At 40.6% G+C, this 24,932-nt stretch carries 21 protein-coding genes; 14 read left to right on the forward strand and 7 right to left on the reverse strand.

Annotated features, from left to right (window positions below; all coding sequences use genetic code 11):
* Positions 1 to 169: 169 nt before the first annotated feature.
* Entirely contained in the window at positions 170 to 1,657 is a 1,488-nt protein-coding gene (gene glcD / locus AC5JMK_RS20775) for a glycolate oxidase subunit GlcD (RefSeq protein ID WP_096678534.1), read from the reverse strand.
* A gap of 121 nt (positions 1,658 to 1,778) precedes the next feature.
* Here glcD and AC5JMK_RS20780 point away from each other — a divergent pair, with 121 nt between their 5' ends.
* The 6 genes from AC5JMK_RS20780 (at position 1,779) to AC5JMK_RS20805 (ending at position 6,936) form a co-directional block, all read left to right on the forward strand.
* Positions 1,779 to 2,486, forward strand: coding sequence for a Uma2 family endonuclease (locus AC5JMK_RS20780; RefSeq protein WP_495910933.1), 708 nt, complete (start codon positions 1,779 to 1,781; stop codon positions 2,484 to 2,486).
* A gap of 90 nt (positions 2,487 to 2,576) precedes the next feature.
* Entirely contained in the window at positions 2,577 to 3,179 is a 603-nt protein-coding gene (locus tag AC5JMK_RS20785; protein ID WP_495910934.1) for a TetR/AcrR family transcriptional regulator, read from the forward strand.
* A 2-nt stretch (positions 3,180 to 3,181) separates the two neighbouring features.
* Positions 3,182 to 4,468: an ABC exporter membrane fusion protein gene (locus AC5JMK_RS20790; RefSeq protein WP_096678540.1), complete on the forward strand. Its 1,287-nt coding sequence runs from the start codon at positions 3,182 to 3,184 to the stop codon at positions 4,466 to 4,468.
* 83 nt (positions 4,469 to 4,551) lie between these two features.
* Complete coding sequence (locus AC5JMK_RS20795; protein WP_096678542.1) at positions 4,552 to 4,968, forward strand: DUF6463 family protein; 417 nt, start codon at positions 4,552 to 4,554, stop codon at positions 4,966 to 4,968.
* 26 nt (positions 4,969 to 4,994) lie between these two features.
* Entirely contained in the window at positions 4,995 to 6,158 is a 1,164-nt protein-coding gene (gene devC / locus AC5JMK_RS20800; protein ID WP_096678544.1) for an ABC transporter permease DevC, read from the forward strand.
* A gap of 67 nt (positions 6,159 to 6,225) precedes the next feature.
* Entirely contained in the window at positions 6,226 to 6,936 is a 711-nt protein-coding gene (locus AC5JMK_RS20805; protein WP_096678546.1) for a DevA family ABC transporter ATP-binding protein, read from the forward strand.
* 291 nt (positions 6,937 to 7,227) lie between these two features.
* Here the strand turns inward: AC5JMK_RS20805 and AC5JMK_RS20810 are convergent, their stop codons facing one another.
* Positions 7,228 to 8,010, reverse strand: coding sequence for a GDSL-type esterase/lipase family protein (locus tag AC5JMK_RS20810; RefSeq protein ID WP_096678548.1), 783 nt, complete (start codon positions 8,008 to 8,010; stop codon positions 7,228 to 7,230).
* Positions 8,011 to 8,098: 88 nt separating this feature from the next.
* Positions 8,099 to 9,088, reverse strand: coding sequence for a tRNA (adenosine(37)-N6)-dimethylallyltransferase MiaA (gene miaA, locus AC5JMK_RS20815; protein WP_495910935.1), 990 nt, complete (start codon positions 9,086 to 9,088; stop codon positions 8,099 to 8,101).
* A 231-nt stretch (positions 9,089 to 9,319) separates the two neighbouring features.
* Here miaA and gyrB point away from each other — a divergent pair, with 231 nt between their 5' ends.
* Both gyrB and rpoD read left to right on the forward strand, forming a co-directional pair.
* Positions 9,320 to 11,257 carry a DNA topoisomerase (ATP-hydrolyzing) subunit B gene (gene gyrB / locus AC5JMK_RS20820; RefSeq protein WP_096678552.1) on the forward strand — a complete coding sequence of 646 codons (1,938 nt, stop codon included), beginning with the start codon at positions 9,320 to 9,322 and terminating at the stop codon, positions 11,255 to 11,257.
* Positions 11,258 to 13,020: 1,763 nt separating this feature from the next.
* A complete protein-coding gene (gene rpoD, locus AC5JMK_RS20825; RefSeq protein WP_096678554.1) occupies positions 13,021 to 14,199 on the forward strand; it encodes an RNA polymerase sigma factor RpoD in 1,179 nt (392 codons plus the stop codon).
* Between the two features lie 150 nt (positions 14,200 to 14,349).
* On the opposite strand, the gene AC5JMK_RS20830 is transcribed toward rpoD, so the two are convergent.
* Positions 14,350 to 14,529: a CAB/ELIP/HLIP family chlorophyll-binding protein gene (locus AC5JMK_RS20830; protein WP_096678556.1), complete on the reverse strand. Its 180-nt coding sequence runs from the start codon at positions 14,527 to 14,529 to the stop codon at positions 14,350 to 14,352.
* A 344-nt stretch (positions 14,530 to 14,873) separates the two neighbouring features.
* The gene (gene gyrA, locus AC5JMK_RS20835) at positions 14,874 to 17,393 is read right to left on the reverse strand and encodes a DNA gyrase subunit A (RefSeq protein ID WP_096678558.1); all 2,520 of its coding nucleotides are present in this window, start codon (positions 17,391 to 17,393) and stop codon (positions 14,874 to 14,876) included.
* 447 nt (positions 17,394 to 17,840) lie between these two features.
* Between gyrA and AC5JMK_RS20840 the strand changes: the two genes are divergently transcribed.
* Positions 17,841 to 18,245: a response regulator gene (locus AC5JMK_RS20840; protein WP_096678560.1), complete on the forward strand. Its 405-nt coding sequence runs from the start codon at positions 17,841 to 17,843 to the stop codon at positions 18,243 to 18,245.
* Positions 18,246 to 18,484: 239 nt separating this feature from the next.
* Here the strand turns inward: AC5JMK_RS20840 and AC5JMK_RS20845 are convergent, their stop codons facing one another.
* Positions 18,485 to 19,369: a tetratricopeptide repeat protein gene (locus tag AC5JMK_RS20845; protein WP_096678562.1), complete on the reverse strand. Its 885-nt coding sequence runs from the start codon at positions 19,367 to 19,369 to the stop codon at positions 18,485 to 18,487.
* Between the two features lie 723 nt (positions 19,370 to 20,092).
* Here AC5JMK_RS20845 and AC5JMK_RS20850 point away from each other — a divergent pair.
* The 5 genes from AC5JMK_RS20850 to AC5JMK_RS20870 all read left to right on the forward strand — a co-directional run bounded on the left by AC5JMK_RS20850 (position 20,093) and on the right by AC5JMK_RS20870 (position 24,337).
* Positions 20,093 to 21,655, forward strand: a complete 1,563-nt coding sequence (locus AC5JMK_RS20850) for an HlyD family secretion protein (RefSeq protein WP_096678564.1) — start codon at positions 20,093 to 20,095, stop codon at positions 21,653 to 21,655.
* Positions 21,656 to 21,749: 94 nt separating this feature from the next.
* Positions 21,750 to 23,021, forward strand: a complete 1,272-nt coding sequence (locus AC5JMK_RS20855; protein ID WP_495910936.1) for an ABC transporter permease — start codon at positions 21,750 to 21,752, stop codon at positions 23,019 to 23,021.
* A gap of 57 nt (positions 23,022 to 23,078) precedes the next feature.
* The gene (locus tag AC5JMK_RS20860; RefSeq protein WP_495910937.1) at positions 23,079 to 23,495 is read left to right on the forward strand and encodes a hypothetical protein; all 417 of its coding nucleotides are present in this window, start codon (positions 23,079 to 23,081) and stop codon (positions 23,493 to 23,495) included.
* Positions 23,459 to 23,563, forward strand: coding sequence for a hypothetical protein (locus tag AC5JMK_RS20865; RefSeq protein WP_495910940.1), 105 nt, complete (start codon positions 23,459 to 23,461; stop codon positions 23,561 to 23,563). Before AC5JMK_RS20860 ends, AC5JMK_RS20865 begins: the two co-directional genes overlap by 37 nt.
* A gap of 111 nt (positions 23,564 to 23,674) precedes the next feature.
* Positions 23,675 to 24,337 carry an ABC transporter ATP-binding protein gene (locus AC5JMK_RS20870; protein ID WP_495910938.1) on the forward strand — a complete coding sequence of 221 codons (663 nt, stop codon included), beginning with the start codon at positions 23,675 to 23,677 and terminating at the stop codon, positions 24,335 to 24,337.
* Between the two features lie 339 nt (positions 24,338 to 24,676).
* On the opposite strand, the gene AC5JMK_RS20875 is transcribed toward AC5JMK_RS20870, so the two are convergent.
* Positions 24,677 to 24,932 (reverse strand): hypothetical protein (locus AC5JMK_RS20875; protein WP_495910939.1); only part of this gene is annotated, 256 nt, incomplete at its 5' end.

The raw sequence follows: 24,932 nt of genomic DNA on the forward strand, positions 1-24,932 counted from the left end.
ATTGATTTTTTGGCGTTGCTGAATTGTGGTATGAATCTAGATGTAGCAGACACGATATATCGCCTCTGCTACAAGGGTTTTGGAATTACCCAAAATCCTGTATCATATATGAAATCAGCAACGCTGATTTTTTGGTATTCCCTAACTGATAACTGATAACTGATAACTGTTAAAAACGATCTACCCCATCTATTAACTCAAACTTCTTACTACTCTCACCCATAGATTTTGCAGCTTCTCCACATGTGCGCGGCGTCGGAAAAATCTTCTCTGGATTCGCTAAACCTTGAGGATTAAAAACTTGGCGTACCCATTGCATAGTTTCTAAATCAGCTTCCGTAAACATCTCAGCCATGTAACATTTCTTATCTGCACCAATACCGTGTTCGCCAGAAATACTACCACCGACTCTCACACATAACTTGAGGATTTCTCCCCCCACTTCTTCCACTATTTCTAATGCACCCGGAACAGAATTATCAAACAAAATTAATGGGTGAAGATTCCCATCACCAGCATGAAATACATTAGCAATTTGATAACCATATTTTTGGCTCAATGTCTCAATTTCTTGCAACACATAAGCCAACTGAGTCCGGGGAATCACTCCATCTTGAACATAATAATCTGGACTCAAATGTCCAGCCGCAGCAAACGCAGCTTTGCGTCCTTTCCATAATTTTAGTCGCGTATCTGGATCACTGGCAGAAGTAACATTACGCGCTCCATTTTGTTGGCAAATTTCCACGATTCTTTGTTTATTTGTTGCAACTTCTACAGCTAAACCATCAATTTCTATTAATAGAATTGCCACAGCATCACGGGGATAACAATTTGTTTTCACCACATCTTCCACAGCATTGATGCTGAGATTATCCATAATTTCCATACCGCCAGGAATAATCCCCGCGCTGATAATATCAGAAACACTCGCTCCTGCCGCTTCAATACTCGTAAAATCTGCCAACAACACACAGATTGATTCTGCACTTTTGAGGATTCGTAGGGTAATTTCTGTAGCGATACCCAGCGTTCCTTCCGAACCAACAAATATACCCGTTAAATCATAACCAGGTATTTCGGGAATTTCTCCTCCCAAATCTAGGATTTCGCCTTCGGGAGTGACTATTTTTAATCCCAAAACGTGGTTAGTTGTGACACCATATTTGAGACAATGCACACCCCCAGAGTTTTCCGCAACATTACCACCAATAGAGCAGATAATTTGACTAGAGGGATCGGGAGCGTAGTAAAAACCAGCACCACTAACAGTTTGCGTTACCCAGTTATTAATCACTCCTGGTTGAACAATAACACGCTGATTCTCTAAATCTATTTTCAGAGTTTGCCGCATTAAAGAAGTAACAATTAAAACGCTATCTTCAATTGGCAAAGCCCCACCTGATAAACCAGTACCAGAACCACGAGCAATAAAGGGGACAGAATATTTATTGCATATTTTCACTACCATTGCCACCTGTTGAGTCGTTCTAGGTAGTACCACTATCGCCGGACGTTGGCGATAGCTGGTGAGTCCATCGCATTCATAAGTGATCAGTTCTTCACGGCGTTGCACAACACCATTTTTGCCAACTGCTGCTTCAAATTCCTTGATAATAGGTTGCCAGTTGCGTTGTTGTTTGTCTTGGGTGAGCATAGGTTTTTAAGGGAAAGATGCGATGCGATCGCTTGTGTGAGTTGGTCTAATTAATATTGTTACAGGTGTTTTGTTGAATCAACTAACCTAGAAATATCGCTCTTAAGTGGTGGGTAAACTCATGGTTGAGCAACTTTTAATCAATAATGATGGTTACTATGTGCCAGATGCTAGCCAGCTAGTTACTGAAGATGATATGCCTGTGGATAATTTTGCTTCTGCTAAACAACAACGCCTGTTAGTTACCTCTGTTTATAGTTCATTACAAAATCAGACTTTTTTAGCCGAAGCTAATGTCGGCATATATCATACTGACGGACAGCCTCCAATTGTACCTGATGTTTTTCTCAGCCTAGATGTCCAAGTGGCTGCTAACTGGTGGGAGAAACAAAACCGTTGTTATATGCTTTGGAAGTTTGGGAAACCCCCGGAAGTAGTGATTGAAATAGTCTCTAATAAAGAAGGTGATGAACTAGGCAGTAAACTCAAAACTTACGAACACATGCGAGCAAGTTACTATGTAGTATACGACCCCACTCAACAATTATCAGAACAGGCGTTGCGTGTTTATGAAATTCGCGGTAGGCGCTATTTTGAAACTTCTGAAACTTGGTTGGAACAAGTCGGTTTAGGCTTAACTCTCTGGCAAGGTAAATTTGAAGGTAGACAAGATGTGTGGTTACGCTGGTGCTACCAAGATGGTACTGTTTTGCTGACTGGAGATGAACGTGCAGAAAAGGAACGTTTAGAAAAAGAACAAGCATTACAACACGTTCAAATGTTAGCAGAAAAATTGCGATCGCTTGGCGTAGATCCAGAAAATTTCTAGAGGCTCGCATCAAATTTTATTCAACCATCTTGCCAAGTCTTTCTGTTAAACTTATTATATAACTAACGTTCGATATATTTTTTAGCCTCAATGCCGAAGATTGTTGATCATAAACAATATCGCAAAGAATTGTTGATGAAATCCTTTGATCTATTTGCAGAAAAAGGCTATGCGTCAATCACGATGCGCGAGATCGCTAAAGGTTTAGGAGTTTCTACCGGGACACTTTATCATTATTTTCCTAGTAAAGAAGCCTTATTTTTACAGTTGATTGAAGAATTGACAAAGCAGGATATTCTTAATTTTCTGGCTGAAGCAGGAGATGTCCAGACATTAGCAGAGCGCATCAAAAGTTTGATGAATTTTGTTGCTAAAAATGAAGACTATTTTTTTAAACAAAATTTACTAATGCTTGATTTTTATCAGCAGCAAGAACGAACTGAGTTGTTACATAACCAAACTCTCAGCAGAGTTTGGGATGATGCCATACAAGCACTTGCAAGCTATTTAGAAATTGAAGATCGAGCGATCGCTGACTTCATCTATTGTTTGATCAACGGCTTAATTTCGGCTCGGATGTTTGAAGGTGATACCATTTCTTACACAGAACAAAGCGATTTGTTAGCAAACATGTTAACTGCATATCTAGAAAATAGGGAAAAGGAAAGTTTGGCTGCAAAAATCAGGAAATAAATATGACTCAACAATTTATCTCAAAGCCTTCTACTCCAAAACTAATCGGATTAGTTATAACAGCTACGGCTTTAACTAGTGCGATCGCCTTCTATGGAATCTCGCAATTTGGCTTAGTTGGTAATTCCGAACCTCCAGCAGTAGAAACTCCTCCTGTTGTCAAAAAAGTTACCGCTCTCGGACGCTTGCAGCCAGAAGGAGAAGTAATTAGCTTATCTGCACCTTTAGCGCTGGATGGCGATCGCCTAGCAAAATGGTTTGTCAAAGAAAGCGATCGCGTCAAAACAGGACAAGTTATAGCAATTTTGGATTCTCAAAAACGCTTGGAAGATGCTGTAGTCCAAGCAAAAGAACAAGTGAAAATTGCCCAAGCTAAACTAGCACAGGTAAAAGCGGGGGCAAAAACTGGAGAAATTCAAGCACAGCAAGCAAACATTAATCGAATTCAGACAGAACAACTCACAGAAATTCAGGCACAAACAGCAACTATAGCCCGTTTGAGGGCAGAAAAACAGACAGAATCCCAAGCCCAGAAAGCCAACATCGGGCGATTAACAGCAGAATTAGCAAACGCCAAATTGGAATTCCAACGTCATCAAACACTTTATCAACAAAGGGCAATTTCTGCATCTTTATTAGATAGCAAACGCTTGACATTTCAAACGACACAACAGCAACTAGCCGAAGCGATCGCCAACCTCCAACGTATCCAAACATCCCGACAACAAGAATTAGCCGAAGCGATCGCCAACCTCAGACGCATTCAAACATCCCGACAACAAGAATTAAAATCAGCAAAAGCAACTCTTAATCAAATAGCCGAAGTTCGTCCTGTTGATGTTCAAACAGCACAAGCAGAAGTAGACAATGCGATCGCCACACTCAAACAAGCACAAACTAACCTAGAACAAGCTTATATCCGCGCCCCATTTCCAGGACAAATTCTCAAGATCCATACCTACGCTGGAGAAAAAATTGCTGATGCTGGGATTGCAGAACTCGGACAAACCAACCAGATGCTAGTAGTAGCAGAAGTTTATCAAACTGATATTGGCAAAATTCAACTTGGGCAACAAGCTGTAATTACCGGACAGGCTTTTTCTGGAGAGTTGCGAGGAAAGGTTTCACACATCGGCTTACAGGTGAATAAACAAAACGTTTTCAGCAATGAACCAGGAGAAAATTTAGATCGCCGCGTAGTTGAAGTCAAAATACGCCTCAACCCAGAAGATAGCAAGCGAGTGAGTAGTTTGACTAACTTACAAGTGCAGACAGCTATTGAGTTGTAGAGGTTTTTTGTCCACTATTTATAACGAATGTTTGATATAGATGCAATCAAAAAATTTGCTATTTCCAACAAAGGAGACTTAGTATGTTTCGAGTTATCGGATATCTTTTAATTGTTATCAGCATCATTCATGTTGTAATTGGTGTCTGGATTTTTGCTGGACCGCTTACAGACATAATTCAGAACGGGATATTCAATACAGTTGCTCCTGATCCATTTGCTCCTTACTTTGATCGAGAAGATGCTTTCTGGCAGTTTATGATAGCTGCTCCACTACTTTTGACTTTAGGACAGCTATGCTGCTGGGCGGAAGCTCAGAGAATCACCCTACCAGCTTTTCTCGGTTGGAATCTTCTTGCAATTTCTTTGGTTGGTGTATTTCTTGAGCCAATATCAGGTTTCTGGCTGTTGATACTACCAGCTTTTCTTATACTCATAGCATCACGAAGAGCTACTACCAGGCTCACTAAATCTACAGAATATGAAGATTTCTTAAAATAGCTTTTACCAAATTTCAAATTATTACCATGCTTACCAAATTATTTCGTCGCATTCCCTTAGCATGGCTGCAATTAAAGAAAGAAAAAACACGCTTAATAGTAGCCCTTGCAGGTATAGGTTTTGCCGATATGCTAATGTTTGTACAACTTGGATTATTAGATGCCTTATTTGATAGTGCCACAAAGCCTCACCAAAATTTACAGGCAGATTTAGTTTTAATTAATCCCCAGTTTCAAACATTATTCTACGTCAAAAGCTTTTCCAGAGAGAGATTGCAGCAAACCTTAGCCTATGACGGAGTAAAATCAGTTCGTCCCCTATATGCTGATATTGCTCAATGGCGTAATTCTCAAACTCGCTTCAGTCGGGGAATTTTGGTGTGGGGAATCGATCCAGCCAACCCACCTTTTAACTTTCCGGAAGTGAACCAGCATCTAGATCAACTTACACAACTAGATCGAGTATTATTTGATCGTGCTTCTCGCCCGGAATACGGCCCGATCCCAGACTTAATCAAACAAAACGGGAGTGTTGAAGCACAAGTGAATGGTCAAAATATGCAAGTGGTAGGTTTATTTCAGCTAGGTGCTTCTTTTGGTGCTGATGGTAACATATTAACTAGTGATTCTACCTTTCTCAAACTTTTTCCTAACTACCAACCAAATCAAATTGCAGTTGGACTGATTAACCTTGAATCTGGTGCAGATGTAGAAAAAGTGCGATCGCAACTACAAGCAGGTTTACCAAACGATATCAAAGTAATAACTCCCCAAGAATTTGCCCAAATCGAAATTAACTACTGGGGTAATCAGGGAATCGGATTTATCTTTGGTATGGGAGTAGCGGTAGGATTCATTGTTGGGATTGTAATTGTTTACCAGATTCTCTATTCTGATGTGTCCGATCACCTACCAGAATATGCCACTCTCAAAGCAATGGGATATAGCGATCGCTATCTCATGATCATGTTAATGCAAGAAGCTTTATTGTTAGCAGCATTAGGATTTATACCTGGATTAGCACTTTCGATAGGGCTGTATCAGATCACCTACGCTGCAACTTTACTTCCTGTAGGAATGAAACTCAACCGCGCCATATTTGTGCTTTCCCTAACAATTATTATGTGTAGTGTTTCCGGGATAATAGCTATGCGAAAACTCCGCGCCGCCGATCCCGCAGATATGTTTTAACTTGCTTATTTGTCATTTGTTATTTGTCATTTGTGGTTAACAATAAAACTACTAACTACTAACACTTATGCAACCTGTAATTTCAATTCAAAATCTCAATCACTACTTTGGTAAAGGTAATCTCCGTAAGCAAGTATTATTTGACATTAACTTAGATATATATGCGGGAGAAATCGTGATTATGACAGGCCCATCTGGTTCAGGTAAAACTACATTATTAACTTTGATGGGTGGCTTACGTTCTGCCCAAGAAGGTAGCTTAAGCATATTAAATCAAGAAATGTGTGGAGCTAACAAAAAACAGCTAACACAAATTCGTCGTGAAATTGGCTATATTTTTCAAGCACATAACCTGATGACATTTTTAACAGCAAAACAAAATGTTCGCATGTCTCTAGAATTACATGAAGAGATGTTAGATCAAGATTTAAATACAAAAGCAACTGCCATTTTAGAACAAGTTGGTTTAGGAAACCGCGTCGATTATTATGCAGAAAGCTTATCTGGTGGACAAAAACAAAGAGTAGCGATCGCTCGTGCATTAGTCAGTCATCCTAAAATAGTTTTAGCAGACGAACCTACCGCTGCTCTTGATAAAAAATCTGGGCGAGATGTAGTAGAATTAATGCAAAAATTAGCCAAAGAACAAGGTTGTACTATTTTGATGGTGACGCATGATAACCGGATTTTAGATATAGGCGATCGCATCATTTATATGGAAGATGGTTATCTCAAAAGTGATGATGTGAGTACAACTTCTTCAAGTCAAGTTAGCTAATCTAACGTGATATCAAAGAACCTCTCCCCAAGTCCTCTTCAAAGGGGAGCATCCCAATTTTTTCAATATACCGCGCTTGGGTTTAAACCGTTAGCTAATAGCACAAGTCGTCTGAAGGCGACTCAAATAAATCAAGTACTCTGCTTAAAGCATTTCAATCGCAGGCGGGTTTTTTGAACATTTGGGATGCTCCCTCTTCAAAGTGAATAGAAGATTAATAATTAATAATTATTAATTATTTATTACTTTTTAACCCTTATCTTGCGGGTTTTGTTTGTATCGCTGCGACTTCTAGTCGCCAGGGATATTAACATCGTTCCAACCCACAAGATATTTTTCAATAATTGATTTCCACACTAGATATGCTTCACCATTTAAATGTACACCATCTTTTGTATATCTAGCATCTAATTGCTGTTCTGAATCTAGCAAATGAGAAAATAAATCTATATATTCATAATTATATTTAGTTGCAAGTTCTCTCAAACCTAGATTTAACTTTAAAATATTATTATTATCCTGCCAATATAAATAAATTGTATTATTAACAGGTAAAATACTTTGGAGAAAAATTTTTGTATTAGGTATTTTCTCTCGAAACTCACGTAAGATTTCTTCATAGGAATCTAAAGTTTGAGCAACTGATTTATGAGCATTGATTAAATCGTTAATACCTATCATTAAGAAGATTTGCTTTGGCTTGGTTGATAATATTGTCTCTAAACGATACAAAATTCTCTCGATTGTATCTCCAGATATGCCCCTATTTTTCACATTAATATTCGACAATAATTCTATCCATTCTCCTTCATCAGTGATACTATCACCCAGCATAATAATATCCGATTCTGATTGCGGTAGTTTGGTAAATTGATTTATCTTATGCCAGTAATAGGGAGGATAAGTATTTAGATAACTAGTTTTTTTGAAATTAAAAATATTCCTTAAATTTGACAATATATACAATGCTTTATCTGGATTAACAATAAATAATCCTAAAACGCTCAACAAGAAAATATTAACAATAAAAGAAAATGACAAAACTTGTGATAACGGTTCTCTCAAATTATACATATTCAAAGAATAATTTAATTATAAGCATACTCGAATATTAATCCTAAACGTGCATCATCATGATATAAAAATCAGATTTATAATTCCACTATATATCTTCAAAAGTAGTAATAAAACTTTGGACTCTCTGCCATACTTTTTCTAACAAATCTGGACTTTCAACATCAAACCACTCAATTTGACGATAAGCACGAAACCAAGTGCGTTGACGTTTAGCAAACTGTCGAGTGTGTAAAATAGTTAATTCTTTTGCTTGATCTAAAGAAATATTCTCAGCCACATATTGCTTAATTTCTTGATACCCTAAAGTATTTAGTAAAGGCAAGTCAGCACCGTATTTTTGACAAAGATACTCCACCTCCGCTACTAAACCATCTGCAATCATTTTCTCAGTGCGCTGAGTAATGCGATCGCCCAGATGAGCAGCATCACAATCTAAACCTATTTGTAAAATTGGATAACTTGGGGGATTTTCTCCTTGTTGCTCAGAAATCGGGCGACCAGTAACGTAAAATACTTCTAATGCTCTTAAAGTCCGTACAGAATCATTGAGGTGAATCTTGGCTGCGGCAACTGGATCAACCTGTTGTAATATAGCGTAGAGTTGCATTTGACCAATAGATTCCAACTGCGATCGCAACTCCTGTTGTGGCGCTACCCTAGGAATCTTCATCCCTTGAGTAATTGAGCGAATGTATAAACCAGTACCCCCCACCAGCAATACTGGGGAATGGGGAGTGTGGAGAGTGTGGAGAGTAGGGGAAGTCAAAATGCTTCCTATGTTGTCCCCCTTGTCCCCCTTGTCTTCCACCCCCCTTTGTCCCAAAATTAAGGCTTGCGCTTGCGCCTGGTAATCTGCTACAGTCATCACTTCTGTAGGATTGCATATATCTATCAAATAGTGCGGAACTAATTTCTGTTCATCCAGAGTTGGTTTTGCTGTACCAATATCAAATTCCCTGTATACTTGACGGGAGTCTGCACTCAAAATTACAGTATCTAATCGCATAGCTAAAGCTAATGCTAAACCTGACTTACCCGTTGCCGTCGCGCCACAAATCACAATTAATTTAGTCATTTGTCAATAGTCATTTGTCAAAAGTTAGTTGTGAAGAATTCTCCTTCTCTCCCGTGTCCCCTTTCCACTCTCCTCACACACCTCCTCAAAGCAGGGGAATGCAACCCCTATTTGAATTTACCAGCAAATTGCCCTACAGTCGCCTATAAGGCTTTTGTGTTAGAATTCTGGAGTGTTTTTAAATTTTTTCGCCTTTTGGCGACTTCACCCCCACAAATCAGGAGAACTTTCATGACGAGCAGTTACAGTGCCGAACAGATTCAAGTTCTGGAAGGTCTGGAAGCCGTCCGCAAGCGACCGGGGATGTACATCGGTTCCACTGGTCCGCGAGGACTTCACCATTTAGTTTACGAGGTGGTGGACAACTCGATTGATGAGGCTTTAGCAGGCTACTGCACCCATGTGGAGGTGGATCTCAACGCCGATGGTTCTGTTACTGTAACAGATGATGGTCGCGGTATTCCTACGGGAATTGTTGCCAAAACAGGGAAATCGGGTTTGGAAACAGTATTGACGGTACTGCACGCCGGGGGAAAATTTGGCGGCGGTGGTTACAAAGTTTCTGGAGGACTACACGGAGTCGGTGTTTCTGTTGTTAATGCCTTATCTGAGTGGGTGGAAGTGACGGTTTGGCGAGATAAAAATGTTCATACCCAGCGTTATGAACGAGGTATTCCCGTCACTGAACTGAATGTCAAGCCTTACAAAGATAACCGCACCGGCACCTCCGTCAGCTTTCAGCCAGATTCACAAATCTTTACTACTGGTACAGAGTTTGACTATACGACTTTGGCAAGTCGCCTACGGGAGTTAGCATACTTAAATGCAGGTGTAAGAATTACTTTTACCGATCACCGACTGCAATTACTCAAAAGCGATCAGATCAAAGTAGAAACTTATGAGTACAAGGGTGGTATTCGTGAGTATATTACCTACATAAATGCTGACAAACAACCACTACATGAAGAAGTGATTTTCGTACAGGGAGAACGTAATAATGTTCAAGTAGAGGTAGCATTACAATGGTGTACTGACGCTTATACGGATAATGTTTTGGGCTTTGCCAACAATATTCGGACTGTTGATGGTGGTACACACTTAGAAGGTTTAAAGGCAGTTCTCACCAGGACACTAAATGCGATCGCCCGCAAGCGCAATAAGATCAAAGACGGTGAACCCAATCTCAGTGGTGAACATGTCCGTGAAGGTTTGACAGGTCTAATTTCCGTCAAAGTTCCCGATCCAGAATTTGAAGGACAAACAAAAACTAAACTTGGTAACACCGAAGTTCGAGGAATTGTTGATTCTTTTGTGGGAGAAACTCTCACAGAATATTTAGAATTTCATCCTAGTGTTGCTGATGCGGTTTTAGATAAAGCCATCCAAGCCTTTAAAGCAGCCGAAGCAGCCCGTCATGCACGGGAGTTGGTACGCCGCAAATCGGTGTTAGAATCTTCGCCATTGCCTGGTAAATTAGCAGACTGTTCTTCTCGTGATCCCAAAGAATCGGAAATCTACTTGGTGGAGGGGGACTCCGCAGGTGGTTCCGCAAAACAAGGACGCGATCGCCGCTTCCAAGCAATTCTACCCCTACGCGGAAAAATCCTGAACATCGAAAAAACTGATGACGCCAAAATCTATAAAAATAACGAAATTCAATCGTTAATTACTGCCCTTGGTTTAGGTGTTAAAGGTGAAGAATTTGATGCTTCCCAACTGCGGTATCACCGGATTGTGATTATGACTGACGCGGATGTCGATGGCGCACACATCCGTACGCTGTTATTAACTTTCTTCTATCGTTATCAACGGGCGTTAATCCAGGAGGGTTACATCTATATTGCTTGTCCTCCACTTTATAAAATAGAGCGAGGAAAAAATTACAAATATTGCTACAGCGATCGCGAAAAAGACCAACACATTAGCCAGTTTCCAGAAAACGCTAACTACAACATCCAACGCTTCAAAGGTTTGGGTGAAATGATGCCCGAACAACTTTGGTCAACTACCATGAACCCAGAAACACGTACCCTTAAACAAGTGGAAATTGAGGATGCGGCTGAAGCTGATCGCATTTTTACAATTTTAATGGGCGATCGGGTTGCACCTCGCCGTGAATTTATTGAAACCTATGGTTCTAAACTCAACCTCACGGATTTAGATATCTAAATGGGAAGGGAGCAAGGGGAAAGACAGACAAGGGAGAATTTGTTTGACAGATTCTTCCTTGTCTTTACATCTATAGCAATCCTATTTGATTTTTGTTGGCATAGCCTGCGTTCTGCGCTTAAAAAACTTAATCCAATTTGCTATATATTAGAAAAATTCAACATACTTTAACAATTGTGTAAAACAAAAAATAAAGATTGTTTTTTGAAAAGTGGTTTTAATATCAAATTTTTAAATCACAGATGTCACTATCTTGTTAAAATTTTTTTGCAAGATAAGTAGTACTCAACATACCTCCTGGAGTATTTAGGCAGAAATTATACAAGCTTATAGTTCACAAAACTTACGTATTTATATGACAAATCGTCAAAGCGATCGCACAAGTTATAAGAAAATTTAAGAAATTCACCAACATTTGGATAGTCAAAAGGCAGCTTCTAAGCTACAACTTTGGGTAGAGTAACAACTTAGATGGTCATTAGGGTATATGCTTGTGAGTTTACTCGGCAAAAGGTTTTGTGGTCTTGAACAAGCTCAAGGATAGAACGAACCACACGTGTTCGATACCTTGACTCAAACGATATAATTTTTGCTTTGAGTGACTAACTGAAATTTATTGTGCTGACGGTTGACTTAACACCATGCTAAGACACAGTTTCAATTTTGATACCTATCATCAGAGAATATACGACTGTATAATTCGCACTAATACTATGCAATTTTGTTCTCCGTGAGCTAATATCGTTAGTCTTGCTGTCAAATCTTTTCTGGATTGATTAAAATATCGGTGTATACAATAAAAAGAGTTTGTCAAGTTGCAAAGGGTTGAATTTTTAATAATGCGCTAACCTGTGATTAAGATCGAATTAGCCCTATCTAGAAATCTTCGGTCTTTCGGCTGATTCTGCCTTAGCCTCAACTCCTCAGTTAGGTTATTTGGCTCCTCGACAGGTCGAGTACTTTTATGAAAGCGCCATGACTCTAAATTGGGAATTGAGTCTGTGGTCTCATGTCTACTCTAACAAGCATGAGAGTGGCTGTTACTAAAAGACAAATGTAAATCCCAAATTAGTAATTTATGAAGGAAGTGTAAAAATGAATGCACTTTAGCGTTTAAATTGAATTAACCAAAAGTTTACTGTTTCTATAAATGTTATCAATGACGCATTGAATCTGATACAAGTAGGTTTACCGAATTTTTAAGGTAATGATGATGGTACGAAAATTCCAAAAAGTTTTAGAGAAAGTTCCAGTGTATGGGTGTCATTTTCAACATCTTTTTGGTAAAACAGGCTTTACATTACCTAGCTTTACCTAACTCAATTAGTTCATTAATGCCACATAAAGAGAGTGCAATTTCTGTGAAACAGGCTACAATCGGAACAGTCTTTTCAAAAAAAATCTTCCAACAGTCATAATTTTTTTGTATGGAGTGGTAAATTTTTTTAGCAACATGAGTCTTTTTTAGACCAGTTCAGTAAACACTTGTGTTGCCCTGCGACACATATAAAGTTTACTAAGAATGAGGAAATTTACCTTTGGGAGTACTAGTGTGGTAGAAACAAATACAGAGTTTAGAATTTACTACTTGTATTAAAGAGCTATACCACTGTTGTCTCAACAAAAGGTAAAAGTTCCAAACATATCTATCAGCCAAATTAGCTAAAAACCCTCTTAATCCAAAAGGCAATATAGCTCACTAAATTAAGAGTGGTAAGAACATCTTGAGTAATTGATTCTGCAAGGAGCATGAGGAACGCGGCATGAACCAGGCTAACAACGTACTCGATACCATAGATTATCAGCCTGACCTAGAAATTGAGATGAATCAGCCTGAACTTGAGTTAGAACTCTTGTTGGGAGACGAAGAGGACTTGCTGATCAATGATGATGGCGAGCTTGATGAAGAATTTTTAGAACCTCAGTCTGATGAGGACGACGCAAAGTCTGGGAAAGCCGCAAAATCGCGTCGTCGGTCACAAAGCAAGAAAAAGCACTACACCGAGGATTCGATTCGTCTTTACCTACAAGAAATAGGGCGAATTCGCTTGCTTCGGGCTGACGAAGAAATCGAATTGGCACGTAAGATTGCAGATTTACTAGAATTAGAGCGAGTTCGCGATCGCCTACAACAGCAGTTGGAACGCGAACCTCAATACAGCGAATGGGCAGAAGCAGTACAAATACCCTTACCACAATTCCGTCATCGCCTGCATGTTGGTCGTCGGGCGAAAGACAAAATGGTACAATCTAACCTGCGTCTTGTAGTTTCAATTGCCAAGAAGTACATGAATCGTGGTTTGTCTTTCCAAGATTTGATTCAGGAAGGTAGCCTCGGTTTGATTCGTGCTGCGGAAAAGTTTGACCACGAAAAAGGTTATAAGTTTTCTACCTACGCTACATGGTGGATTCGTCAGGCGATCACCAGAGCGATCGCTGACCAATCCCGGACAATTCGCTTACCTGTCCACCTCTACGAAACCATCTCTCGCATCAAAAAGACTACCAAGCTGCTTTCTCAAGAAATGGGCCGTAAACCTACTGAGGAAGAAATTGCTACAAGAATGGAGATGACCATTGAGAAGCTGAGATTTATTGCTAAATCAGCCCAGCTACCAATCTCTTTGGAAACACCCATTGGTAAAGAAGAAGATTCCCGACTCGGTGATTTTATTGAATCCGATGGCGAAACTCCAGAAGACCAAGTTTCTAAGAACCTCCTACGCGAAGACTTAGAAAAAGTTCTTGATAGTCTCAGCCCTCGTGAACGGGATGTTCTACGACTGCGCTATGGTTTAGACGATGGTCGGATGAAGACTCTCGAAGAAATTGGACAAATTTTCAATGTCACCCGCGAACGTATTCGGCAAATTGAAGCCAAAGCACTTCGTAAATTACGCCACCCCAACCGTAACAGCGTTCTCAAAGAGTATATCCGATAATTATCAGTCCTTGGTCATTAGCTTTGTAGAAATGACAATTGACCAATAACTAATGACAAAAAATAAGAAACCTGGGAGTGCTAATTCATCCCAGGTTTTAATTTATCTATCTATTTAGTGATGTCCTATAAAAACTTCTGGCTTAAAAATTTACATAATGCCCCAGAAGTGTAAAAAGCCTTGGCCAGAAAATAATTCAATCAGAGCAGCAGCTAAAAAGCCGATCATCGCCAAGCGACCGTTCCAAATTTCTGCTTGAGGAGTAAAGCCCCAACGCCAAGCGTTACGATCTTCGATTACAGGAGATGTGATTTTTGTTGTATCTTGCATGACTAGCACTCCAAACTGAATTTACAAAAGTTTATTAGCCTTTGTTAACTAATATAACAACACTTTTAAGAAATGCAACTTTTATGAGTAGTAGTTCTATTACATTGACTTATGGTATCTATCGATGTAATAACTTATTCAAAACATAAAATGGGGGAGCGGGAATTGGGAAAGGTAGGGGTCCCCTGGAGGGGATAAGGGGTAATGGGGATTGGGGATTGGGGATTGGATCGGGGATTGGGAAGAGACTTAGTTAAATAATTCCCCCCACACTCCCCACACTCCCTGCTCCCTTGTCCCCCTTGTCCCCTTTCCCTTTTCCCAACTTCTGCAAAAGCTCTACTCTAAACAAACTCGGCAACAGTGATAATTTTTTCATCTCTGTTGAGTTGGAATACACTTTCACCAGTAGAATCTTTCGGTAAATTTGTTACTGTGTCTACTTGTAGACGTACCACTCTTTGATGATTCGTTACTAACGCCACCTCAGATCCTGGTTTGGCTAGTAGCATACCTGCTAAGTAATCTGTCTTACTGGCAAATTTGAAAGTTTGAGTACCAATATCACCCCGATTAGCTAATCGCAAACCACTAGTTGGCAGACGTTTAGCATATCCTAGTTGCGTTACCAGCAAAATATTTTCTTCAGTATTAAAAGTTACACCACCAACCATACTTTCTCGCTGACGTAGGCGCATAGCCTGTAGTCCCATCGCGGTACGACCCATAATAGGTAGCTGTTCGTCGTTAACTTTAAATCGCAACAATCTTCCACCAGAGCTAGCTAGAATGATTTGTCTTCCTGTAGTGGTGAATTGAGTTAATAATAATTCATCATTATCTTTGAGCTTCAAAATAGTAATGCCGCGACGCGTCAAACTAGTAAATTCTGTTAAAGATAGGCGTTTAATTCTTCCTTGCTTCGTTAACAGAATCATTTCGCCGTCTTCCGGCTTTTCCGGGAGCAAAAAGCGGCTAACGACAGCTTCAGAAGCTTCTTGAGCAGTATTCGTTAGCAAGGTGATTAATGGTGTTCCCCGTGGCGATCGCCCAGTAGTTGGAGGAATATCTCCTATTTTCACTGGATAAACTTTGCCATTGCTAGTTAGTACCAACAAATCTTTATCTGTATCAGTCAAAGCTGTTTGCATCACAAAGTCATTATCAGCCATACCGTTATCAAGCTTCGACTTTTTCCCATTCGGCTGAATGCGACGCACATATCCCCGTTGCGTCAATTCTAAAATCACTTCTTCGACAGGTTGTTCAGGTTTGAGACTTTGGACACTAAATTTGAGATTTTCTTCCTCTGTCGCCTTATCTCGACGTCCCCGTGTTTCCGTGTCTTTTTGGCGTAGCTCACTCACACTTATGATTTTGGTGCGACGTTCATCACTATATTTGCGCTTCTGGGTACGCAAGTCTTTTTTCAGGCTTTTGAGTAATTCCCGACGATCACTCAGCAATTTTCGTAACGTCGTAATTTCCTCTTGTAACTGCTCATATTCTTTCTGTAAATTCTGTTGTTCCAAGCTTGTCAGGCGTCTGAGTGGCATTGCTAAAATCGCATCTGCTTGTACCTCAGTCAAATCTAAGCGACTTTGCAAGTTGATTTTCGCACTACTACCATCAGGTGATCGTCGTAAAATTTCAATTACCTCATCAAGGCGAGACAAGGCTTTCAACAAACCTTCTAACAAATGCGAACGATTTTCTGCTTTAGTTAACTCGTAAGTGTAGCGACGTGAAAGCGTTTGTTCGCGGAAATGTAAAAACTCTTGCAACAATTGGCGTAAAGATAGCTGGCGTGGCTGTCCATCTACCAAAGCCAATAAAATTGCCCCAAAAGTCGTTTGCAAAGCGGTTTGGTGATAGAGTTGCTGGAGAAGTTCTTGGGGGTTGGTATCGCGTTTGAGTTCTATGACTACACGCATCCCCTCGCGATCGCTTTCATCACGGATATCAGAAATTCCCTGCAAGCGGCCTTGATTTACCAGGTCTGCAACTTTTTCAATCCAACCTGCTTTGTTAACCTGAAAAGGTAATTCTGTCACCACAATTGCTGTTCGCCGTTTGTTTCCCCGCCCGCCAACGACTTCCTCAATCTGTACCACTCCCCGCAGCAAAATACCGCCTTTACCTGTGGTGTAAGCCTCGCGGATTCCTGTATTACCAACAATTTCCCCACCTGTCGGAAAATCAGGCCCAGGAATTAACTCAAATAACTTGTTATCCGACAAATCAGGGTTATCAATTAAAGCAATTAACCCATCCACTACTTCCCCTAAATTATGCGGTGGGATATTTGTTGCCATACCCACAGCAATACCAGCACAACCATTAAGCAACAAAAACGGTAACTGTGCTGGTAGCACCGTAGGCTCTTGCTGAGAATTATCGAAGTTACCAGCAAATTCCACCGTTTCTTCGCCAATTTCGGTTAGCATCCCTTCGTGGCTAATTGATGCGAGGCGCGTTTCTGTGTAGCGCATCGCTGCTGCTGGGTCATTATCTACACTGCCGAAGTTACCATGTCCTGCCAGTAAGGGATAGCGGCTGGTAAATTCTTGTACCAACCTCACCAAAGCATCATAAACAGCTTGATCCCCGTGGGGGTGATATTTACCTAAGACGTCCCCCACAACACGAGCGCATTTCCGATAAGGGCGATCAGGTGTCAGACCAAGTTCATGCATCGCGTATAAAATCCGTCGATGCACTGGTTTTAAACCATCACGCACATCTGGTAATGCTCGCCCGACTATCACACTCATGGCATATTCAAGGTAAGACCGTTGCATTTCGGTATGCAAGGCCGTGGTGATGACCTGTCCCGTAGAGAGAAGGTTTAACTGTTTTGCCATGAGTTTGTTCCTAAGTTTTCACTACACAAAATATGCCGTTACTGAACATTACAGCAACCACAGCATAGCGGATGTAATGCTCATCATTACAAAATCTTGATAGTTATACGATTAAAAGCAGTAGTATTATCCTTGATATCCGGGATACACATTGATTACTCAGAAGGAGACACATACTATTTTGGATTGACTATTGATTTTAGCTTTTAGATTTTAGATGTTCGGGTCATGCCTTGCGTACAAGTAGCGTGAGACTTAATCCAAAATCAACGTCCAGAATTCAAAATTACTTAACTCCTCGCATCAAAGGGGCTTGGAGCTTTTAGATTGGTGAAAAGGAATTCACCGTAAATGTGGATGAACTACTAATCCAATTTAATCATCCAAAATCCAAAATCCAAAATATAAAATTTCTGTTATCCCCTCACCCCTAAAAGTCAAATTCTCATGAAAACTGTTTTGATTGTCGAAGACGATCTGATTAATGCTCGCGTTTTTTCTAAAATTTTGACCAAACGCGGTGGACTGGAAGTCAAACATACCGAAAATGTGGAAGAGGTAATGAGAATTGCCCAAGCGGGAGAGGCAGACATTATTTTAATGGATGTTTCTCTATCAAGAAGTGTTTATCAAGGTAAGTCCGTTGATGGAATAAAAATTACACAACTGCTAAAATCCGATCCGCAAACTGCCACTTTACCGATTATTCTCGTGACAGCACACGCAATGGAGGGCGATCGCGAAAATTTTCTCAAGCAAAGCGGCGCTGATGGTTACATCTCTAAGCCTGTTGTTGATCATCAACTTTTTGTTGACCAGATCATCGCACTGCTACCTAAAGATAATTCGTAATGATACACCCCTTGAACTAAAACGGTAGCCCAATAGACTAAATGGGCAACCGTTTTTTTCTGTTTAATATATATGTACTACTAGATAGCACTTTTGAGCAAGTGGCAACGGACTTCCAAATAAAAAACATCCCATCGCACCAAGGATAAGAGAAGGGGAACAAGGGAGTGTGGGGAGTGTGGGGGGAATTATTTAACAAGTCTCTTCCCCATCCATCCCCAATCCCTAATCCCCAATCTCTACTGCATCGGCTGTGGTGGGGGAGTTGTGTTTTCCCCTCTTTGCTGTAAGGCTGCTTGAATGCGGGGCAATTCTAAGAATTTTTTGGTATCCGCAAGTAAGCGATCGCCCCAGAGGTTTTCTTTGAGAAAATCTATATCACCATAACGGTCATCAATACGGAGTGCTGTTTCACCCATCGCGAGACCTTTTTGCCGTTCGCCTTTATTGTATAGTGCCACAGCCAGAGCCAATAAAGGTTCTGCGGCTTGCTTTTCAATTGTGACAGCAGATTGCCATTGCTGGAGCGCCCCTGCCACATCACCTTGTTCGTACTTAATTAAACCAATATTATTAATTGCAGGCCAGAATTTTTTATCTTGAGAGACTGCTTGATTATACTGGGCGATCGCATCTGGGTATCGACGCTGCATATAGTAGGCATTACCCAAATCAAATAACCCCTCTGGATCATTGGGTTTTAACTTTAGACCCTGCTGGAAATAGTCAACAGCAACATCGTATTTTTTTTGTTGAAAGTTGGCTGAACCCAAAGCGAACAGAACATCACCATTTTTGGGATTCAGAGACTGAGCTTTTTTTAAAGCAGCGATCGCAGGATCTAATTCTTTGGTTTGTAAATATAAACCGCCTAAGAGAAACCAAACTTTATCACTTTTAGGAGCTAATTGAGATGCTAGCCGCGCTCTAGGCATAGCCATTTCGTATTGTTGAAACTGTGCTAGTTGTGCTGCTTCTTGTGCTAAACCCAACCCTTGCTGTTCCAATTTGGCTGTATCGAGTTGCAATGTATGGGGTATTAATGCCTGTGCATGAGCAGCTTTAGGCATACTCCACAAACTACAGACAACAATCAGAGAAATTAAACCAATTCGTTTAGGCACACTACCGCCTCTCCGCCACGATGAATGAATCTTTCAGATAGCTTAAACGATCTCCGCTCGTGTGTGTGCAAGAAAAGTTTACAAAGAAAGGGAACGGGGAACGGGGAAAAGACAAACAATGCCGAGTATCAAACACTCGTCGTCGAGTATCAAACACTCGTCGTCGAGTATCAAACACTCGTCAGCGAGTATCAAATACTCGTCGTCGAGTATCAAATACTTGTCAGCGAAATAAAAATACTTGTTCACAGAAATCTGGGTTAAGCCCATTCCCTTGAAGAGGAACAAGGAGGACACGGGGGACAAGGAAGCAGGGAGGGGAGTGTGGGGAGAATTATTTAATAAGTCTCTTCCCAATCCCCAATCCCCTTATCCCCATCCATGACTTTGGTCACGTACCAGTTTGTGACCTTTGCACCATGTAATTGCTGAAAGTAATTTATACGATATGTTTATTATCCTTCTTGCAGAAGCCGGGCCAAGGGGAAACAACGAGGGAAGTGTAAAGGGAAATAGGAAAAAGGAGATAGATCTAAAATTTAAAACCTTTATCCCTTAACCCTTCACCTTTTCCCTTCTTGATTTACCCTTGAACCGTTTCCCAATTGCTAGTAAACAAGAATAAGTACTTAGACAGAATTAATTACATATTGTTTTTCTATATCCCTGTTCCCTGTTCCCCATTTCCCATTCCCTCTTCTTTTTACACAAAAAATAATAGAAATGGCTTCTAATACATCTAACACTGTAGATTCCTTACCTTCGCTGCCAAATATCAAAAAAAGAGTCAAAATTACTTGGTTTCCGTGGCTAGCCATTCTCTTACTAATAGGTGCTATTAGTTTCCTCGTCTATCGCCAACTAGTTGTTGTTCCCACTCAGGAAGCTAGAAGCAAAACTTTAACACTTCCTGTAGAAAGGCAAACTTTACCAATAAAGGTTTCTGCCAATGGTACCGTAAAACCGGAACGGTTAATCAACATCAGTCCTAAAAACTCAGGCATACTGAAAAAACTTTTAGTTCAGGAAGGAGATACAGTCAAACAGGAGCAAATACTTGCTTACATGGATGACTCAAATCTTCAAGGACAACTCATCCAAGCCCAAGGACAACTGGCACAAGCCCAGGCAAATCTACAAAAGGCAGAAGCAGGAAATCGTCCCCAGGATATTGGCCAATCACAAGCGCAACTAGATGAAGCACTAGCAAATCTACGTAAAGCCGAAGCAGGAAATCGCACTCAAGATATTGCCCAAGCAGAGGCACGCTTAAAACAGGCTCAAGCTACTTTGAGTAAGGCAGACGATGATCTGCGCCGCAATCAGGAACTCTACAATGATGGGGCTATTTCTCTGCAAACTGTAAATCAAAAACGTGCAGATCGCGACAGCGCCCAAGCCCAAGTCAATGAAACCCAACAGGCTTTAGCATTGCAAAAAGCGGGATCGCGTCCCGAAGATATTCAGCAATTACAAGCTGTGGTAAAGCAAAGACAAGAAGCTTTAGCATTATTAAAAGCAGGTTCACGCCAAGAAGATATTAAAGCTTCCCGTGCCGCAGTCACTTCTGCTCGTGGTTCGCTGCAAAATATTCAAGCCCAAATTAATGACACGATTATCAAATCACCTTTTGATGCTGTTGTCACTAAAAAATATGCTGACCCTGGTGCTTTTGTAACTCCTACAACTTCAGCCAGTTCTGTTTCCTCAGCAGTATCTTCTTCAATTTTGTCCTTGGCTTCTACTAACCAGGTTGTCGCAAATATAGCTGAGACTAATATTGCTCAAATCCGTCTTGGTCAAAAAGTCACAATTACAGCAGATGCTTATCCAGGTAAAACTTTTGAGGGTCGAGTTAGTCAAATTGCTGCTCAAGCCACAGTAGAGCAAAATGTTACTAGTTTTGAAGTGAAAATAAATATTACCTCAGACTCGCAAAATTTATTGCGGTCTGGAATGAATGTAGAAACAGAGTTTCAAGTCGGTCAATTACAAAATGCAGTGGTTGTACCGACTGCTGCTGTGGTACGACAACAAAATGCTACAGGTGTATTTGTGACTGGAGCAGATAACAAACCTAAGTTTACTCCCATTCAAACTGGTGTGACTGTCAATAACTTTACTGAAGTTAAATCTGGCTTGAAAGGTAATGAGAGGGTGTTACTGAGTTTCCCACCGGGTTCACGACCCCAATCAACACCTAGAGGAATGTTTCCGGGGATGCCTGGTGGTGGTAGAAATAGTGGCAGCAGAAATAGTGGTGGTGGAAGTCCTCCGCCGATGTAAAGAATTAAAAGGGAACGGGGAGAGGGGAACAGGGAAAATGGGGTTTTAGATCTCCTTGGGTTTGTATTTTCAATCAGTATTAAATATAACAAGCATGTTTAAGGCTTTTAATAAGGGTAAAAGTGCTTATCAATTGCCAATGACAGAAATCTTGTCAATGGCAGCAGAAGCTCTGTGGAGTAACAAATTACGCACAGGATTAACCATGCTGGGCGTTATTATTGGAATTTCCTCAGTAATTGCCATTACTTCTGTGGGTCAGGGTGTACAAAAGGCTACTGAACAACAAATTCAGGCTTTAGGTACAGATATTCTGCAAGTTTTTGCTGGTTCTGCGAGAAGTGGAAATGTTCGTCAAGGGCTGGGTTCTAGCAGTACTTTAACTTGGGAAGATGCAAAAGCGATCGCTCAACAAGCACCATCAGCTCAAATTGTTTCTGCTTATTTACAACGCAGCGCACAAGTTGTCTACGCAGGACAGAACACATCCACGACAATTTATGGCACAGATTTGAACTATCCAGATGTCAGAAACACTCACCCGCAATCAGGGAGATTTTTTAACCAAGACGAACTAAATACCGCCAAGCAAGTTGCTATTTTAGGCCCCACAGTTCAAAGAACGCTATTTGGCGAAGGTGTCGATCCCATCGGTGAAAGAATCCGTATTCAAGGAGAAGCTTATGAAGTGATTGGGGTGATGGAACCTAAAGGTTCTCAAGGGCCAATGGATCGGGATGATCAAATTTTTATTCCTTTGACCAGTATGTCAGCAAGACTTGTTGGCAACAACGCCTTAAATGGTGTTTCTGTAAATGGGATTTTACTTAAAGCCAGTAACGAACAGCAACTAGAAGCAGCTCAGTTTCAAGTAACTAACATTTTGCGTCTGCGCCACAACATTTTTCCACCACAAACAGATGATTTTAGAATTACCAACCAAGCTGATATCGCTAACACCTTTACTAACGTTGTGGGTTTATTCACTGTCATGATAGTAGCGATCGCTGGTATTTCTTTATTCGTTGGAGGGATTGGAATTGCAAATATTATGCTCGTTTCCGTGGTTGAACGCACACGAGAAATTGGGATTCGCAAAGCACTAGGCGCAACCAATTCTGCTATCCTCAACCAATTTTTAACGGAAGCGATCGTTATATCTGCTTTCGGAGGAGGTATTGGAATTGCAGGAGGTGTGATCATTGCTGCTGCTGCTGCTGCTATTTTTAAGTTTCCTTTTGTTGTCTCTCCTTTATCAATCATCGCTGGTTTTGGACTCTCGTTTACAGTTGGGTTATTAGCCGGAGTCATACCAGCACGCAACGCTGCTAAGTTAGATCCGATTGCTGCTTTGAGGAGTGATTAGTGAGGGGATTGGGGATTGAAGTTTTGGGTGGTTTTTTGGAACGCACAGGGAAGCGGAGTGCGATCCCTTGTTGGAGTTTTAACTGAGAAGTTTCTCGTTTCAAGTGAGAAGTTTCTTGTTTCAGGTGAGAAGTTTCTTGTTTCAGGTGAGAAGTTTCTTGTTTCAGGTGAGAAGTTTCTTGTTTTAAGTGAGAAGTTTCTTGTTTCAGGTGGGAAGTTTCTTGTTTTAAGTGAGAAGTTTCTTGTTTCAGGTGAGAAGTTTCTTGTTTTAAGTGAGAAGTTTCTTGTTTCAGGTGGGAAGTTTCTTGTTTTAAGTGAGAAGTTTCTTGTTTTAAGTGAGAAGTTTCTTGTTTTAAGTGAGATTTTTCTCATTTCAAGTGAGAAGTTTCTCGTTTCAGGTGAGAAGTTTCTTGTTTTTACGAATTTGTCTCTATCGAAATTAAGGAAACAGCTTTTCGGATTGATGGAGTTCTGAACCTGAATGTTTTAGTTTCAAGCTTGAAGTTTCGAGTTCTGAACCTAAAGTCCCTATTAATTACCTAAACAAAATTAATTACACATTCTTCAAGCTGTTAACAGTTCCCTGTTCCTTATTCCCTGAACTTCACGAATGAATTTAATTTTGCCTAACCACTAACAAACAACGATAAAAAAATGATTTGGATGGAATCTATTACCAAAGCTTACCAACTTGGGGATGTGCATGTGCCAGTACTCAAGGGAATTAATCTGGCTATTGAGGAAGGGGAATACGTCGCTATTATGGGTATGTCTGGCTCTGGGAAATCGACGTTGATGAATATTATCGGCTGTCTGGATCGCCCTACAAGCGGACAATATGTTTTGGAAGGCAGAAATTTGACAACCTTTGGTGATGACGAATTAGCATATATTCGCAATCAACGGATTGGTTTTGTCTTCCAACAATTTAATTTATTGTCACGAGCAACGGCGTTAGACAACGTTATGCTGCCGATGGTTTACGCTAATATACCAAAGTCAAAACGTCGTCAAAAAGCGATCGCAGCTTTGACTAGAGTCGGTTTAGAAGACCGGATCTTCAACCGTCCCAGCCAACTTTCTGGAGGACAACAACAACGAGTGGCGATCGCGCGTGCTTTAGTAAATCGACCCGCTTTAGTTTTAGCAGATGAGCCAACCGGAGCATTAGACACTAAAACTTCTGAAGAAGTCATGGAATTATTGACAGAATTAAATGACCAAGGAATCACGATTGTGATTGTCACCCACGAACCAGATGTTGCAGCGCAAACAAAAAGGACTATTCGGGTTCAGGATGGTTTAGTTGTAGATTAGACCTCTTGCAAAAGTCGAATGAACCCCCCTCAATCCCCCCGTTCACGCAGGGTGGTTTCATACGAAAAAAGAAAAATATGGAAGTCTGTATTTATCGTTTTGAAGCATAGATTTTTACCCCTCTCCAAACCTCTCCCCTTATTAAGCGCATCTGTACCGCCTCGGAATAAATTCCGAGTCTCATAGCGCAAGTCCTCTTCAGAGGACTCAAAAAAAGTTTGTTCCAGTCCACTTGAGTGGACTTTCGCTATGAGCCTGGAACTTTAGTTCTAGGCGGGATACAGTTTCAACTTGTGTGTACACCGCAGTTATTAAGGGGAGAGGCTTTAAAAGAAGATTTTAATTTTTCTCTGCTTGTATGAAACCACCCTGCTCAATCCCCCCGTTCACGGGGGGAAGATTTAGTTCCCTCCCCGTAAACCTACCGTGTACACACAAGTCGAATTTCTTCTTAAATCCCATTGAATTCGGGTGGTCGTTTATTGAATTCGGGTGGTCGTTTATTGAATTTGGGTAGTTGTTTATTGAATTTGGGTAGTTGTTTATTGAATTCGGGTAGTTGTTTATTGAATTTGGGTGGTCGTTTATTGAATTT

The organism is Pelatocladus sp. (assembly GCF_059505505.1).